At 58.2% G+C, this 15,542-nt stretch carries 16 protein-coding genes; 9 read left to right on the top strand and 7 right to left on the bottom strand.

Annotated elements, in window-relative coordinates:
• From addA to hslU, 4 genes are all read left to right on the top strand, one after another.
• Positions 1 to 3,357, top strand: a complete 3,357-nt coding sequence (gene addA, locus BM225_RS08555) for a double-strand break repair helicase AddA (RefSeq protein ID WP_338060989.1) — start codon at positions 1 to 3, stop codon at positions 3,355 to 3,357.
• A gap of 57 nt (positions 3,358 to 3,414) precedes the next feature.
• The gene (gene trxA / locus BM225_RS08550; RefSeq protein WP_072708953.1) at positions 3,415 to 3,735 is read left to right on the top strand and encodes a thioredoxin; all 321 of its coding nucleotides are present in this window, start codon (positions 3,415 to 3,417) and stop codon (positions 3,733 to 3,735) included.
• Positions 3,736 to 3,811: 76 nt separating this feature from the next.
• A complete protein-coding gene (gene hslV, locus BM225_RS08545; protein WP_072708951.1) occupies positions 3,812 to 4,372 on the top strand; it encodes an ATP-dependent protease subunit HslV in 561 nt (186 codons plus the stop codon).
• 71 nt (positions 4,373 to 4,443) lie between these two features.
• A complete protein-coding gene (hslU, locus tag BM225_RS08540; RefSeq protein WP_072708949.1) occupies positions 4,444 to 5,751 on the top strand; it encodes an ATP-dependent protease ATPase subunit HslU in 1,308 nt (435 codons plus the stop codon).
• On the opposite strand, the gene BM225_RS08535 is transcribed toward hslU, so the two are convergent.
• Genes BM225_RS08535 through BM225_RS08525 form a run of 3 tightly spaced genes read right to left on the bottom strand, consistent with a single transcriptional unit; the run spans position 5,752 to position 8,080 of the window.
• Entirely contained in the window at positions 5,752 to 6,378 is a 627-nt protein-coding gene (locus BM225_RS08535; protein ID WP_072708948.1) for a Smr/MutS family protein, read from the bottom strand.
• Entirely contained in the window at positions 6,375 to 7,415 is a 1,041-nt protein-coding gene (mltA, locus tag BM225_RS08530) for a murein transglycosylase A (RefSeq protein WP_072708947.1), read from the bottom strand. Before mltA ends, BM225_RS08535 begins: the two co-directional genes overlap by 4 nt.
• Positions 7,412 to 8,080, bottom strand: a complete 669-nt coding sequence (locus tag BM225_RS08525; RefSeq protein ID WP_072708946.1) for a Tim44/TimA family putative adaptor protein — start codon at positions 8,078 to 8,080, stop codon at positions 7,412 to 7,414. Before BM225_RS08525 ends, mltA begins: the two co-directional genes overlap by 4 nt.
• A gap of 118 nt (positions 8,081 to 8,198) precedes the next feature.
• On the opposite strand from BM225_RS08525, the gene BM225_RS08520 reads away from it, so the two are divergent.
• Positions 8,199 to 8,687, top strand: coding sequence for an FxsA family protein (locus tag BM225_RS08520; protein WP_092464181.1), 489 nt, complete (start codon positions 8,199 to 8,201; stop codon positions 8,685 to 8,687).
• A 61-nt stretch (positions 8,688 to 8,748) separates the two neighbouring features.
• Positions 8,749 to 9,243 carry a protein-export chaperone SecB gene (gene secB, locus BM225_RS08515; RefSeq protein WP_072708944.1) on the top strand — a complete coding sequence of 165 codons (495 nt, stop codon included), beginning with the start codon at positions 8,749 to 8,751 and terminating at the stop codon, positions 9,241 to 9,243.
• 7 nt (positions 9,244 to 9,250) lie between these two features.
• Here secB and dnaQ read toward each other — a convergent pair whose 3' ends face one another.
• From dnaQ to BM225_RS08495, 4 genes are read right to left on the bottom strand one after another with little or no spacing between them, the layout of a single operon-like run.
• On the bottom strand, positions 9,251 to 9,988 hold the full coding sequence (gene dnaQ / locus BM225_RS08510) for a DNA polymerase III subunit epsilon (protein WP_072708943.1): 738 nt from the start codon (positions 9,986 to 9,988) through the stop codon (positions 9,251 to 9,253).
• Positions 9,981 to 10,574: a dephospho-CoA kinase gene (coaE, locus tag BM225_RS08505; protein ID WP_072708942.1), complete on the bottom strand. Its 594-nt coding sequence runs from the start codon at positions 10,572 to 10,574 to the stop codon at positions 9,981 to 9,983. Before coaE ends, dnaQ begins: the two co-directional genes overlap by 8 nt.
• Complete coding sequence (locus BM225_RS08500; protein ID WP_072708941.1) at positions 10,571 to 11,404, bottom strand: shikimate dehydrogenase; 834 nt, start codon at positions 11,402 to 11,404, stop codon at positions 10,571 to 10,573. Before BM225_RS08500 ends, coaE begins: the two co-directional genes overlap by 4 nt.
• Positions 11,401 to 12,000, bottom strand: a complete 600-nt coding sequence (locus BM225_RS08495; protein ID WP_072708939.1) for a Maf family nucleotide pyrophosphatase — start codon at positions 11,998 to 12,000, stop codon at positions 11,401 to 11,403. The genes BM225_RS08500 and BM225_RS08495 overlap by 4 nt, the downstream gene beginning before the upstream one ends.
• 396 nt (positions 12,001 to 12,396) lie before the next feature.
• Between BM225_RS08495 and BM225_RS08490 the strand changes: the two genes are divergently transcribed.
• The 3 genes from BM225_RS08490 (at position 12,397) to mnmE (ending at position 15,540) form a co-directional block, all read left to right on the top strand.
• The gene (locus BM225_RS08490) at positions 12,397 to 12,846 is read left to right on the top strand and encodes a CopD family protein (protein WP_072709420.1); all 450 of its coding nucleotides are present in this window, start codon (positions 12,397 to 12,399) and stop codon (positions 12,844 to 12,846) included.
• A 126-nt stretch (positions 12,847 to 12,972) separates the two neighbouring features.
• Positions 12,973 to 14,244: a transcription termination factor Rho gene (gene rho / locus BM225_RS08485; RefSeq protein WP_072708937.1), complete on the top strand. Its 1,272-nt coding sequence runs from the start codon at positions 12,973 to 12,975 to the stop codon at positions 14,242 to 14,244.
• 9 nt (positions 14,245 to 14,253) lie between these two features.
• A complete protein-coding gene (gene mnmE, locus BM225_RS08480) occupies positions 14,254 to 15,540 on the top strand; it encodes a tRNA uridine-5-carboxymethylaminomethyl(34) synthesis GTPase MnmE (RefSeq protein ID WP_072708935.1) in 1,287 nt (428 codons plus the stop codon).
• Positions 15,541 to 15,542 lie beyond the last annotated feature (2 nt).

The following is a 15,542-nucleotide window of genomic DNA, read 5'->3' as shown; positions in this document are numbered from 1 at the left end:
ATGAACGACGCAACCGCCCGTCAGGTGCAGGCAGCGAACCCGCACTATTCGACATGGCTGGCCGCAAATGCAGGGTCCGGCAAAACGCGTGTTCTGACTGACCGCGTGGCGCGACTGCTGCTTACTGGGGTCGAACCCCAGCACATCCTCTGCCTCACCTACACCAAGGCTGCCGCATCCGAGATGCAGAACCGTCTGTTCAAACGGCTTGGCGAGTGGGCGATGCTGGACGCTGCGTCCTTGCAGCAACAGCTCGAGGAATTGGGCGAAGCGGGAGAGATCAACGCCGAACGCTTGGGCCATGCACGCACCCTGTTTGCCCGCGCGATCGAGACTCCGGGCGGCCTGAAAATCCAGACGATCCACTCATTCTGCGGGGGGCTTTTGCGGCGTTTCCCCCTAGAGGCCGGCGTCAGCCCTGGCTTCGCCGAGATGGAAGAACGCGCCTCGGAGATTCTGCGCATCGACGTGCTGGAACAGATGTCTGAACAGGTGCCGGACCTCTTGGCCCGAGTGGCCGACCATCTGGACGAGAGCATGCTCGGGGGCTTTACCGCGAGCGTTGTTAGTAATCTGGACCGCCTGCGCGACCATCCAGGGCAGGACGCAATATGGCAGACCTTTGATCTACCCTCGGGATATACCGAGTCTGATCTGCGCGCCGACGCCTTCATAGGCGGCGAGACAGAATTGATCGGAGAATTAGTCCCGTTGCTGCTGGGATCGGGGGCGAATGACAGCAAGGCAGGCGCCAAGCTGCGAGGGTTCCACGTGGACAACGCCGATGCCTTTGACGTTCTGGAAAATGTGCTGCTGACGGGTGCGGGGGCCAAAGAGCCCTTTACAGCCAAGATTGACGCCTTTCCCACCAAAGGCCTGCGCACTAACGGGGCCGCACACCTCATGGATCGCCTGAACGCACTTATGCTGCGGATTGAGGATACCCGCGCTCGCCGCCTGTCCCTGTTGGCCGCCCGCAAGAGCCTGATCCTGCACGACTTCGCCGCCGACTTCCTGCGCCGCTACGAAAGCGCCAAGCAGCTGCGCGGCGCGCTCGATTTCGACGATCTGATCCGCAAGGCGCGCATGCTCCTGACCGATCCCGCGGTGGCGCAGTGGGTTTTGTACCGTCTGGACGGCGGTATCGACCACATTCTGGTGGACGAAGCTCAGGATACGAGCCCGCAGCAATGGGCGGTGATCGAAGCCCTCGCCCAAGAGTTCACCAGCGGCGAAGGCGCGCGGTCCGACGTGGAGCGCACCATTTTCGTCGTGGGCGACAAGAAGCAGTCGATCTACAGCTTTCAAGGCGCGGACCCCGAAGCCTTTGACCGGATGCAGGATGAATTCAGGGGTAAACTAGAGACTGTCGGCGCGCTGTTTCAGTCACTAGAGCTTGAATACAGCTTCCGATCCTCGGTCGCGGTTCTGGGATCAGTGGACAAAGTTTTCAAAGGCCCATTGTCCAAGCAGGTCGGTCAGGATGCCACCCACCGCGCGTTCAAATCGGCGCTCCCAGGGCGGGTCGATCTGTGGCCCTTCTACGAGGCGGACAAAGACAAGGAAGAAGATACGCCTTGGTACGATCCGGTGGACCGGACCAGCGCATCGTCGCCCGAAATCCTTCTGGCCCGCGACGTCGCCCGCGAAATACGCCGCATGGTGGATGACAAGGTGCTGCTGCCTGATGAGGCCAAGAGCACCACTGGCCTACGCCCCGTGCGGCCCGGTGATTTTCTGATCCTTGTTCAGAAACGGGCAGGGGCGCTGTTTTCTGAACTCATCCGCGCGTGCAAAGCCGAGGGGCTGCCCATCGCAGGGGCCGACCGCCTGAAGGTCGGCGCGGAACTGGCGGTGCGTGATCTGGGGGCCTTGCTGGCGTTTCTGGCGCTGCCAGAGGATGATCTGGCGCTGGCGACGGCGCTGCGCTCGCCGCTGTTCGGGTGGACGGAACAGGAACTTTATACGCTGGCGCATCACCGTGAACCGGGGCGGTTCCTGTACCAAGACCTGCGCGAGCGTTCCTTGGACGATCCGACCGCCGCAGTCCTGAAGGACTTGCGAGACAAATCGGACTTCTTGCGTCCGTTCGACCTGATCGAACGCATCCTCACCTACCACAACGGCCGCCATAACCTGCTGTCCCGCCTTGGGGCAGAGGCCGAGGATGGGATCAACGCGCTACTTTCTCAAGCCTTGAAGTACGAGCAGCAGAACGTCCCCGACCTGACCGGTTTCCTGACGTGGATGCAGACCGAAGACTTGGTGATCAAGCGTCAGATCGACGACGCAAACGACGAAATCCGTGTAATGACGGTGCATGGGTCCAAGGGCCTAGAGGCGCCCATCGTGATCCTGCCCGACACCGGCAAACGCAAGGCGCCCGACGCGCCAAAGCTACTCGATATGGGCACAGCCTATGCATGGGGCGGCAACGCGCAGACCCGCACCCAAGAGATGGCAGAGCGTAGCAAAGCCTCGGTCGAGCGGACTTCGGACGAAAATTTCCGCTTGCTTTACGTGGCGATGACGCGGGCCGAGAAGTGGCTCATCGTTGCGGGTGCCAAAGACAAGGGTAAATGGCCCGACAGCTGGTACAGCATTGTCGAACACGCGATGCAGGACATGGAGGCCAAGACCCACAGCTTCGATCTGGGGCCGGGTCCCGGCCAGCGGCTGGAGCATGGGGATTGGACGAGCTTGCCGCAGATCGACGTGCCCTTGCCCGAGCAGGCGATCGTCGATGTTCCGCCCTATGCCCGCATGGTGCCTGATGCGCCCGTGATGCCGCCACGCCCGTTGATCGGCTCTGATCTGGGTGGGGCTAAAGCCCTGCGCGGAGAGGGGCAGGACGAAGAAACCGCCAAAACATATGGCAGCATGGTACACCAGCTGCTGGAAGTGCTGCCTGACCATCCCCGCGACCGGTGGGAAGAGATCAGCGCGCGGCTGATGACCGGCAAGGACGGAGCGCTGGCTGCATTGGCCGAAGGAGAGGCCATTTCGGTGCTCGAGCACCCCGCATTGCAGTACGTCTTTGCACCGGACACTTTGGCAGAGGTTGCCTTGACTGCCCAAATCAATGGCCAAACCTTGCACGGGATCGTGGATCGCCTTATCGTGACGGATCATTTCATCGAGGTCATCGACTTCAAAACCCACCGCACCTTACCCCAGTCAGCAGACCAGACCCCCGAAGCGATTTTGCGCCAAATGGCCGCTTATTCCGAAGGGTTACGGCAGGTTTACCCAGGCCGAGACATCCGTGTTTCGGTGCTGTGGACGGCAAGTGCTGTGCTTATGCCAATCCCGGACACAACACTTCGTGAGGCGTTGAATCGGGTCGGGGTTGCTTGACGCCCCGAGCCCGCGCACTTACGTTCCGCTCAACCGCATTCCGTAGGAGTTACAGACATGGCCACCGTAGCCGTCACCGACGAAACCTTTGACACCGAAGTCAAGCAGTCCGACATCCCCGTGGTCGTGGATTTCTGGGCAGAATGGTGTGGCCCCTGCAAGATGATCGGCCCCGTTCTGGAAGAGCTGTCGACCGAGATGGAAGGCAAAATCAAAGTCGTCAAAGTCGACGTTGACTCGAACTCGGGCATGGCAGCCCAGCTGGGTGTTCGCGGCATCCCCGCGCTGTTCATTTTCAAAGACGGCGAAGTCGTTTCGAACCGCGCTGGCGCAGCCCCCAAGGCGGCTCTGCAAGCTTGGATCAACGAGTCGATCTGATCTAACGATCACTCGGAATACATAGGGGCGTCCGCCATAGGGCGCCCTTTTTCTTATGCGACACGAGGTAGATTTCATGGCAGAGAGCGAATTTCCCGGCTGGCACGGCACCACCATCATTGGCGTGCGCCGCGGCGGAGAGGTCTGCATCGCGGGCGACGGTCAGGTCAGCCTCGGCAACACAGTGATCAAAGGTACGGCCCGCAAAGTGCGCCGCATTTCCCCCGGCGGGTATGACGTGATCGTCGGCTTTGCCGGATCGACCGCAGATGCCTTTACCCTGTTGGAGCGTCTAGAGAAAAAACTGGAGGCCACACCCGGCCAGTTGGCCCGCGCGAGCGTCGAGCTTGCCAAGGATTGGCGCACTGACAAATACCTGCAGAAGCTGGAGGCGATGCTGATCGTCAGCGACGGCAAAGAGCTGTTGGTGATCACAGGTGCAGGCGACGTACTGGAGCCCGAGCATGACATTGCGGCCATCGGATCAGGCGGGATGTTCGCCCTGTCTGCGGCGCGCGGTCTGGCCCACAACGAAGAGCTGTCCGCCCGAGAAGTGGCCGAGCGCGCCATGGATATTGCGTCAGACATCTGTGTCTTTACCAACGGCAACCTCACCATCGAAACCCTGAAGGGTTAAGGGGTCCGCCCCTTTTCCCGACGTGGGCCAGCGCCTATGTCTGGCCCAAGAATGACATCCAGGAGACCCCTATGACCGACCTAACCCCGCGCGAGATTGTCAGCGAGCTTGACCGGTTCATCATCGGACAAGCCGAAGCCAAGCGGGCCGTCGCGGTCGCCCTGCGGTCCCGTTGGCGGCGCCAGCACCTGCCATCTGCCCTGCAGGACGAGGTGTACCCCAAGAATATTCTGATGATCGGGCCCACCGGCGTTGGTAAAACCGAGATCAGCCGCCGTCTGGCGAAACTGGCCCGTGCTCCCTTTATCAAGGTCGAAGCGACCAAGTTCACTGAGGTCGGCTATGTGGGCCGAGACGTGGAACAGATCATCCGCGATTTGATGGATGCCGCGATCGTCACCGTCCGCGAGTATATGCGCGAAGACGTGAAATCTCGTGCTATCCAAGCTGCCGAAGAACGCGTTTTGGCCGCGATTGCAGGTGAGGACGCCCGCGAGAGCACCAAAGAGATGTTCCGCAAGAAGCTGCGCGCAGGCGAGCTGGATGACAAGGAAATCACCGTCGAGATTGAAGACACTGCAAGCCCCTTTGGCGGGATGATGGACATTCCCGGCCAGCCCGGCAGCCAGATGGGCATGATGAACCTAGGCGAGATGTTCGGCAAAGCGTTCCAGCGCAAAGTGCGCAAGACCGTCACCGTGGCAGACAGCTACGAGCTGCTGATGGGCGAAGAGGCCGACAAACTGCTGGACGATGAACAGATCAAGCGCGCTGCGCTGGAGTCGGTCGAGCAAAACGGCATCGTCTTCCTAGACGAGATCGACAAGGTTTGCGCCCGCTCTGATGCCCGTGGTGGCGATGTCAGTCGCGAGGGCGTGCAGCGCGACCTGCTGCCCTTGATCGAAGGCACCACTGTCAGCACCAAATACGGCGCTGTACGCACGGACCACATCCTGTTCATCGCATCGGGTGCGTTCCACATTGCGAAACCGTCCGACATGCTGCCTGAATTGCAGGGCCGTCTGCCCATCCGCGTGGAACTGAACGCTCTGACAGAGGCAGATTTCGTTCGCATCCTGACCGAAACCGACAATGCGCTGACCCGCCAGTACGCCGCCTTGATGAAGACAGAAGGCGTCACTATCGAGTTCAGCGAAGACGGCATTGCTGAGATCGCGCGCATCGCCGCAGAGGTGAACCGCAGCGTCGAAAATATCGGGGCCCGCCGGCTGTATACGGTGATGGAGCGTGTTTTTGAGGAATTGTCGTTCGTCGCGCCCGATCTTGGGGAACAGCTGATCACGATCAATGCGGATTACGTCCGGAAATATGTGGGCGAATTGGCCGAGTCCGCCGACCTGAGCCGCTACGTCCTGTAATCAGCGGGTCCGTCGCAGATACACGTAATACGCACCTCCGCCCCCGTGGCGGAGGTGCGCTTGTCTCACCTGCAAGACCAGATGGGATAGGGGGCTCATTTGCAGCCACATAGGCACCTGATGGCGCAGCGCGCCGATACGTTCAGGAATGGGGCTGTCGGTCTCTTTGACCTTACCTTTGCCCGTGATCACCAAAACCAGCCGATGCCCCGCCGCGTGATTTCGCATGACAAAGCCGACGAGGGCAGGGTGCGCCTGTGCCAAGGTCATCCCATGCAAGTCGATCCGTGCGTCTGGCATCAGCTTGCCGCGCTTCATCTGCGTATGGGTTTTCTTGTGCATGTTCAGCGGAGCCCCTGCGACCTCGTCCTCGATCGCCGGACTCAGGTGCTGGCCGAGTTTGTGTTTGCCCTTTTTCGCTTTCATTCCGATGGTGAAATGCTCGAGCGGAGGAGGCGTCGGCACATCCTCTAGAGGCTTTTTCGGCGCCTTGCGGACAGGATGGGGCAGCCATTCCGCCTGATCTTCTGGTTCAGCTTTGCGCGTGGGGTGCAGAGGGTCCGCAGTGCGACGCACCTGATCCCATAATTCCCGCTCTTCATCGCTGAGTTTCCGGCGGCGGCTCATAACTCCTCCGCAAGGCTCGCGTAGGCGCGTTGGATCGGCATCAGAACGACCATGCGGCCGTTGTCTTTCATGGTTCCGGCGATTTCACCCGCCTTGTCTCCCGTCCCGACAAAGATATCAGCACGCTGCGCACCCTTGATCGCAGACCCTGTGTCCTGAGCGATCATGAGGCGGCGCAAAGACATGTGGCCATCCTTCTCGACCCAGACAGGCGAGCCAAGGGTCACATAGGCCGGATCGACCGCAATGCTGCGCCCTGCGGTGATCGACCGGTTCATCGCCCCGAGGGGCCCCATATGCGCGGGTACTTGGCTGACTTCGCGGAAAAAGACGAAAGAGGGGTTGTGCCATAGCAGTTCACGGCCCTCGGCCGGATTGCGGCGCACCCACTCGCGGATCACCTGCGCAGACACCTGATGTTGGTTAAAGACGCCGCGCGCCACCAGTTCTTGCCCAATTGAACGATACTCGTGACCATTATGGCCGGCGTAGCCCACGCGCATGGCCCCGCCACCGCGCAGTTTCACGCGGCCAGACCCTTGGACCTGTAGGAAGAATGCCTCGACCGGATCGTCGACGTAGACAAGTTCTAGACCGCGACCGCGCATGAAATCACCCTCTTCGATCTGGCGGCGTGTGGCCCAAGGAGAAATCTGCTTGGCCTCGGACGGCATGCGGTAGAGGGGATAGCGATAGCGGCCAGTCGGCACACGAGAACCATCCAGTTCCGGCTCGAAATAACCGGTGAATAGCGGGTCGTTTCCGTCCTCGATCATCACGGGGCGGAAGAAGAGTTCAAAGAATGTACGTGGGGCGTCTTGGTGCGCGCGCGCCAAGGAGCACAGGCTCGTCCAGTCGGATCCGTTGATATCGCCGCAGGTGTTCAGAAAAGCATCAAGGGCCGCGGCATGATCATCCTCGGCCCATCCATCCAGTTCTGAAAATTCAAGCAGTCGGTTCACAGGTTCCTCGCTGTGTGCTGGCGCGACCCACCAAGGGAGCAGCGCCAACATGACGGCCAGCGCCCTGCGGATCATTCGCCAGTTGCCACCAGCTGCCAGTTCGGATCGTCCGCGCCCATCTTGCGGGCAAAGGTCCATACGTCCTTCTGACGCTTGATCTGCTTTTCGTCGCCTTCGATCACGACGCCGTCCGCATCGCGCACCTGCCATGTCAGATCGGCAACATAACGTACGGTGACTTCACCTTCTTGGGTCGCTTCGTCAAATGTGGCTTCGACCAACTGCAGCTCACGGATACCCACGAACGTCGCGTCGATCGTCAGACCTTGGTCCGCACGATGATCGATCACGCTGGCAAAACTTTCGGCCACGTCCTCGGACAAGAAGGGGCTGATTTCGTTCAGATCGCCGCGCTCGAAACCCATCAGGATCATTTCATAAGCCGCACGCGCGCCGGACAAGAACTCGTGCACCGAGAAAGACGGCTCTGCACGTTTCATCGCGGTCAGCGCTTCGGCACTCGGGCTGTCCTCGGGCACATGGTCGGTGATGTCGCGGTCAGGTCCCCCTTCGATCACTTCGAAGGAATGGCGCGATTTCGCAGCGGGTTCAGGCTGTTCTGTTCGCGGAAGAGGGGGTTTTTCAAACCCTTCACGCGTGCCGAGCACGCTTCTGAGCCTCAGGATCAGAAACACGGCAATAGCGGCAAGGACCAAAAGCTGCACGATCGGAGATTCCATCTATTCCTCGTTCTTAAACGGGGACCGTAGCATGATCCCGTGTCAGCACCTATGTATGTCACTGACAGGGTCAAGTCCACTGACCCCCAGAAACTCTATTACCGGAAAGGTTCTAACAATGTGGTTATTCCTGGCGTTTGTGCTGGTCCCTCTGATCGAGATCGGCCTGTTCATTCAGGTCGGAGGTCTGATCGGGCTGTGGCCAACGCTGGCAATCGTGCTGCTTACAGCGGTCGTCGGCACCTATATGGTCAAGACCGAGGGACGCGGCGTGCTGCGTGATTTGCAGAACTCTGTCAATAATATGCAGGATCCCTCTGAACATCTGGCCAGCGGGGCCATGATCCTGTTCGCAGGCGCGTTGCTCCTGACACCCGGCTTTTTCACGGACATCACCGGCATTCTGTTCCTGATCCCAGGCGTGCGCAGCGTCATCTTCCAGCAGATCAAACACAAAATGCAGGAACAGCGCTCACGCGGACAGTCCGGGGGTGGATTTCGATCGGAAACGATCGTTGTCGACTACGAAGTGGTGGACGAAAATGCGCCGAAATCCGGACCAAGTGGCCCAGAAAACCAAGGGCCCTCTGGCTGGACGCGCCATTGAGCATCAATACAGCGGATGATAAGCCCGTTACCGAGATAAAATTCCCAGGGAGACCTTCAAAATGACTGATACACCCGAGGCAGGCGCACAGAACGCCGCCCCCCAAATGAAAATGCAAATTCTGGCGCAGTACGTTCGCGACCTTTCCTTTGAGAACATTCTCGCGCAAAAGGGCGCGTCGGGCGACACCACCCCCGAGGTTAGCGTTAACGTCGGTCTGGACGTGAAAAAGCGTCAGGCAGAGCACCAGTACGAAGTCATCATGAAGACCAAGGTCAACGCCAAGACCAAAGAAGGCGGTCAGCCCCTGTTCCACGTTGAACTGGAATATGCTGGTGTCTTCCACATCGAAGGTGTGCCCGAAGACCAGATGCACCCCTTCTTGCTGATCGAGTGCCCGCGTCAGCTATTCCCGTTTGCACGCCGCGTTATCAGCGACGTGACCCGCGACGGCAGCTTCCCTCCGCTGAACCTCGAAAACATCGATTTCGTTGCTCTGTACCGCCAGCAGCTGGCACAGATGCAGGCGCAGGCCGCACAGAAGGCCGACGCCTAATTTCTGCCTAGCTGCCCAGCTTTTTCCAAAGCGCGTCGTCGCCCAATTTGTCGATAAAGGCAGAATGGGCGGCGGCTTCCTGCTCCGAAATCCGCGACGGCAGCGGATTTGGACGCGGGCGGGGCCGCCATTCCTCGGCCCCTGAACCGCCGCGATCCCCGCGATAGGTTTCCGCCAGTCCGAAATCAGGCTGACGTCCGCCCAGAAGTTCCAGATAAACCTCGGCCAGAATTTCAGAGTCAAGCAAAGCGCCGTGTAGAGTCCGGTTCGAGTTATCGATGCCAAAACGGCGACAAAGGGCATCCAACGTCGCCGGCGAGCCAGGGAATTTCTTGCGCGCCATCGCCAGTGTATCGAACGACCGCTCCATCGGGATCTGGGGCAGGCCCATCCAGCGCAATTCAGCGTTCAGGAACTTCATATCGAAGCTGGCATTGTGGATCACGAGGATCGAGTCCTGACCGATGAAGTCCCAGAAAGACCGGCCAACTGCCTTGAACACCGGCTTGTCCTTGAGAGTGACCTCACCATCCTTGGGCGGGCGTGGGCTGTCTAGGAGGTCGGGGCCGATCCCATGCACGCCAAATGCCTCGTCCGGCATCCCGCGTTCGGGGTTGATGTACTGGTGATAGGTGTTGCCGGTGGGCATATGGTTCAAGAGTTCCACCGCACCGATTTCGACGATGCGATCCCCTTTCTCGGGATCAAAACCTGTGGTTTCGGTATCGAGCACGATCTCACGCACGCAATAACTCTCCTCTGATCTTGGTCACGATGGCCTCGACCTGCTGGCGCGCATGGTCGAGCGTATCCGTTTCAATGATATAGTCAGCGCGTGCGCATTTGTCGGCATCAGACATCTGACGGGATTTGATTTGTTCGAACTGCTCTTCCGTCATGGTGCCGCGCGCCAGAACGCGGGCGCGCTGGGTTTTGGCATCAACAGTGGTGACGCAGACAGCGTCCAACTCTACCTCGGTCCCATTTTCGAAGAGCAGAGGAATGTCATAGATTGCGATATCAGCATCGCAGGTATCTTTGAACACCGCGCGGTCCGCTGCCACCAGAGGATGTACAATCTCGTTTAACAGATTGAAATCATTCGTATTCTGAGACAGATGTTCACGCAAAGCTGTACGCGAAACCGCGCCATCAACGATGACGTCAGGAAAAACCACCCAAAGCGGGGCCACCGCAGTGCCACCCACATCGTAAATCCGATGAACTGCAGCATCTGCGTCCCAAACCGCACATCCTAGATCCGAAAACATCTGTGCAGTCGTGCTTTTGCCTGTGCCGATCGAACCGGTCAGGCCAAGGTGATAAGTCATCCCAAAACCACGTTACGCAGTTCGTCGTCCACTTCGGGGCGCTGACCAAACCAGCGTTGGAAACCTGGTACCGCTTGGTGCAGCAACATCCCAAGGCCATCGACAGTCTGGTAGCCATAGTCCTGCGCCAACGCGAGCAGGGGGGTGATCAACGGCGTATAGACGATGTCTGTAACCAGCGCCTTGGGATCCAATTCATCAAGGTTGATCTTGAGCGGTGGCTGCCCCTCCATCCCCATAGAGGTGGTGTTGACCAGAGTAGTCGCACCATTGAGCATACCGTTCATGTGGGCCCAGTCGTACACGACGATACGACCCCCGAATTCAGACTTCAGTTGATCAGCCCTCAGGCGCGTGCGATTCGTTAGCCGGATTTCAGGCACCCCCGCATCCAGCAGGGCGACGACAACAGCGCGCGCTGCGCCGCCTGCACCGATGACAGCGGCAGGGCCGCTGCGCGGGTCCCAGTCAGTCGCATTCTGGCGCAGGTTCTCGATAAAGCCATAGCCGTCTGTGTTGTCGGCAAAGATCGTGCCGTCCGGCCGGAAGGTCAGAGTGTTCGCCGCCCCAATCAGGGTGGCGCGGTCTGTGACTTGATCCGCCAGACGAAGCACCGTCTCTTTATGCGGGATCGTGACATTTGCCCCGACAAAGCCCATGCGGCCCATCGCGCCCAACGCTTCGACCAGATCATCGGGATGCACTTCGAGCGGCACATAATGACCTGTGATACCGTATCGCTGCAGCCAGTGGCCATGCAGACGGGGGGACAAGCTGTGCGCGACGGGGTTTCCGATGACACCGGCCAAAGGTATCGAATGCTTACTCATGATGCGATGCTCCCTGTCACTCCGAGATACGCCAGAAGCTCGACCAGCGGCAAACCCAAAATGGTAAAGTAGTCGCCCTGAACACTGGAAAAGAGGCGTACACCTTCCTCTTCGAGTTTATATCCCCCCACAGAGTGGCGAATGCTTTCCCAGTTCCGCGACAAATAGTCGTCAAGATAGGCGTCAGAGAAATTGTGCATCCGCAGACGCGCAACGCCCACATGGCGCCACTTTGGCTCTGCGTCTTTGTACAGCACCGCTGCAGAGAGCAGCTGGTGCGGCTGGTTTCGCAGCGCGGTTAGTTGCACGCGAGCGTCTTCTGGTGTGGCGGGCTTGGCGTAGATTTGAGTGCCCATCGCGAGAACCTGATCGCAGCCAATGACGATCGCGTCCGGATGCTTGGCGCTAATCTTACGCGCTTTGGCCTCGGCCAAGGCGTCGGCGACGTCGCGAGGTTTTGCCTCTTCCATCTCTAGCGCGGCGCGGATGGCCTCTTCGTCGACGCGGGCGGGGATGACCTCGACCTCGAGCCCTGCATTGCGAAGAAGCTGCGCGCGGATGTCCGATCCTGACGCAAGAATGATGCGATCCTGCATGTGGATAACCTTGTGAGAGTCTGCCGTAAAATCCCTGTAGGGGTTCGGGGACGGATAAAGCCCCTGAGCGGCCCTGTCGATAGTTTCGAGTTTATGAGTCTGGCTCATATTCTTTTTACCCCCACGGATAAGGATAAATCAGACTCTGTGGATAACCAACTTTCCCACGAGTTATCCACAGATTCCCGCAGGACTCAAATTTCCAGATTCAAGCAAGGAATCCTGAGATTTTATTAGGAAAAATCGATTCCCCCACACCCCCTGTGGGACTCTTATTCACTGTGCAAAACCATGGGGGAAAGGAAACAATCCACAGAGTCTGCTGACTCTTCAAATACATCTTCCTTTTAATTCTTATATTTTATTTAAGGGTGTTAATCAGAGAGGAACCCGCCCATGCTCGATCTGCTCGCTAGTGTTTATCCTTGGACGAAATCACTTCACGTGGTCTCGGTCATGTCCTGGATGGCGGGGTTGTTCTATCTGCCAAGACTGTTCGTCTATCACGCGGAACGCGTGGGGCAGGACGGCGAGACTCACAAGCTGTTCACCACGATGGAGCTCAAGCTGTTCCGCTACATCATGAACCCAGCCATGATCGCCACGTGGATCTTTGGACTAGCTTTGGTGTTCACGCCGGGGATCGTGGACTGGACCAGCGTCTGGCCTTGGACCAAGGCTGCGAGTGTGTTGGGAATGACTTGGTTCCATCATTGGCTGGGATACCGCCGTAAGGATTTCGTCGCAGCCAAGAACTCACGCGACGGCCGAACTTACCGCCTGATGAACGAGGTTCCGACGCTTCTGATGCTGGTCATCGTCTTCTCGGTGATTGTGAAGTTCTAAGCGATTCATTGACTCAAGGGGGAATCCCCCCTATGTCGCGTTCAACGGCCAGTCCTGGTCGGGGTTTTCCTGTGTAAGAAAATAACTTTGACCTTGGCTCGATCGCGGGCGGCAAAGGGTATACCTATGACCGATGAACGTCTGAATCTCTCTGAACTCAAAGCCAAGAGCCCCAAGTCCTTGTTGGCGATGGCCGAAGAGTGGGAAATCGAAAACGCGTCGAACATGCGCAAAGGCGAGATGATGTTCTCGCTTCTCAAAGAGCACGCAGAAGACGGCTGGGTAATCGGTGGTGAAGGCGTTCTTGAGGTTCTGCAGGATGGCTTCGGCTTCCTCCGTTCGCCCGAAGCGAACTACCTGTCTGGTCCCGACGATATTTACGTTTCGCCTGAAATGATCCGCCAGCATTCGCTGCGCACCGGTGACACCGTCGAAGGTGTGATCAAGGCGCCGGCGGACAACGAGCGCTATTTTGCTTTGACTGCGGTCGAGCAGGTGAACTTCCAGGATCCCGAGAGCGCGCGTCACAAGGTCAGCTTTGACAACCTGACGCCCCTATATCCTGACGAACGTCTGAAGATGGAGATCGAAGATCCCACCATCAAGGACCGTTCTGCCCGTATCATCGATCTGGTTGCACCCATCGGCAAAGGCCAGCGTTCGCTGATCGTGGCGCCGCCGCGTACAGGTAAGACCGTTCTGCTGCAGAACATCGCCACCAGCATCGAGAAGAACCACCCAGAGTGCTATCTGATCGTTCTGCTGATCGACGAACGCCCCGAAGAAGTTACCGACATGCAGCGGAGCGTTAAGGGCGAAGTCATTTCTTCGACTTTCGACGAACCTGCCACCCGTCACGTGGCCGTTTCCGAGATGGTGATCGAAAAAGCCAAGCGTCTGGTCGAGCATAAGCGTGACGTTGTCATCCTTCTGGACTCGATTACGCGTCTTGGCCGTGCATACAACACTGTGGTTCCGTCGTCGGGCAAGGTTCTGACCGGTGGTGTGGACGCAAACGCGCTTCAACGCCCCAAGCGTTTCTTTGGTGCTGCGCGAAACGTCGAAGAAGGTGGCTCGCTAACCATCATCGCGACCGCTCTGATCGACACCGGTAGCCGTATGGACGAAGTGATCTTCGAAGAATTCAAAGGCACCGGTAACAGCGAAATCGTTCTGGACCGCAAAGTGGCCGACAAGCGTGTCTTCCCCGCGATGGACATCCTCAAGTCGGGCACTCGCAAAGAGGACCTGCTTGTCGACAAAGTCGATCTGGCCAAGACCTTCGTTCTGCGCCGCATCCTTAATCCGATGGGCACCACAGACGGTATCGAATTCTTGATTTCCAAACTCAAGCAAACCAAGACAAACTCCGAGTTCTTCGACTCGATGAACACCTAAGAGGGCGTAATGCACACGATCTTTGCCCTGGCGACTGCTCAAGGCAAAGCCGGGGTCGCAGTGATCCGGATTTCGGGGCCGCTGGCATTTGCCGCGGCCTCTGTTCTTGCGGGTTCGATGCCTGAGCCGCGTAAAACGGGTATTCGCAGGCTGAGTGATAGGGCAGGGGCCTTGATCGACGAAGCTATGGTAATCTGCTTCGCCGGTCCTGCCAGCTTTACTGGCGAGGATGTTGTCGAACTTCACCTTCATGGCAGTCCCGCCATCGTGCGAAGCGTGATGAATGAGCTTTCCGTCATTGATGGATTGCGCTTGGCCGAGCCTGGAGAGTTCACGCGGCGTGCTTTGGAGAACGAGCGCCTCGACTTGGCTCAGGTCGAAGGCCTGTCCGATCTGATTGAGGCCGAGACGGAAGCACAGCGTCAGCAAGCGATGAAGGTGTTCTCCGGAGGACTGAGCGAGCAAGCAGAACTATGGCGCTCTCAGATCATTCGCGCTGCGGCTTTGCTCGAGGCGACGATCGACTTTGCAGACGAAGAAGTTCCAGAGGATGTTACCCCAGAAGTTCAAACGCTTCTCAGAAGCGTTAAAGAGGACCTTCAACAAGAAATTGTAGGCTCAGAGGTCGCAGAGAGACTACATCTGGGGTTCGAGGTCGCGATTGTTGGCGCGCCGAACGCGGGTAAGTCGACACTGCTGAACTATATCGCGAAACGAGATGCAGCAATCACCTCTGACATCGCTGGTACGACCCGCGATGTGATTGAAGTACGGATGGACTTAAAAGGCTTGCCAGTCACATTTCTGGACACGGCCGGACTGCGCGAGACCGACGATCAGATCGAAGGGATCGGAATTGAGCGTGCGATGCAGAGGGCGAAAGCTGCTGATCTTCGAATCTTTCTCAATCAATCCGGAGAGCCATTGCTACTGACGCCAGGGAGTGGCGATCTACAGTACTCTGCAAAAGGCGATACACGATATGATGCGCCCAACCCTATATCTGGTGTAACTGGCCTCGGTGTTATTGATATGCTGGATTCGGTTCATGCGATTCTTTCTGACCGACTGCAACAAGCAAACCTTGCCAGCAAAGAGCGGCACCGCGTTACCCTTCTGATAGCTAAAGACGCCATTGCTTTTGCTGAAGAACAGGTCCAACACGGCGCAGAACGTTATGAACTCGTCGCGGAAGAAATCCGTACTGCGGCGAGAGCCTTGGACTCGTTGTTGGGTCGAATCGATGTGGAAGTTATCCTTGATGAAATCTTTTCGAGCTTCTGCTTGGGTAAATAGGA

The sequence above is a fragment of the Donghicola eburneus genome, assembly GCF_900115865.1.
Classification (GTDB): domain Bacteria; phylum Pseudomonadota; class Alphaproteobacteria; order Rhodobacterales; family Rhodobacteraceae; genus Donghicola; species Donghicola eburneus.
The sequence above is the reverse complement of the archived record's forward strand: the minus strand, read 5'-3'. Positions and strand labels throughout refer to the sequence as shown.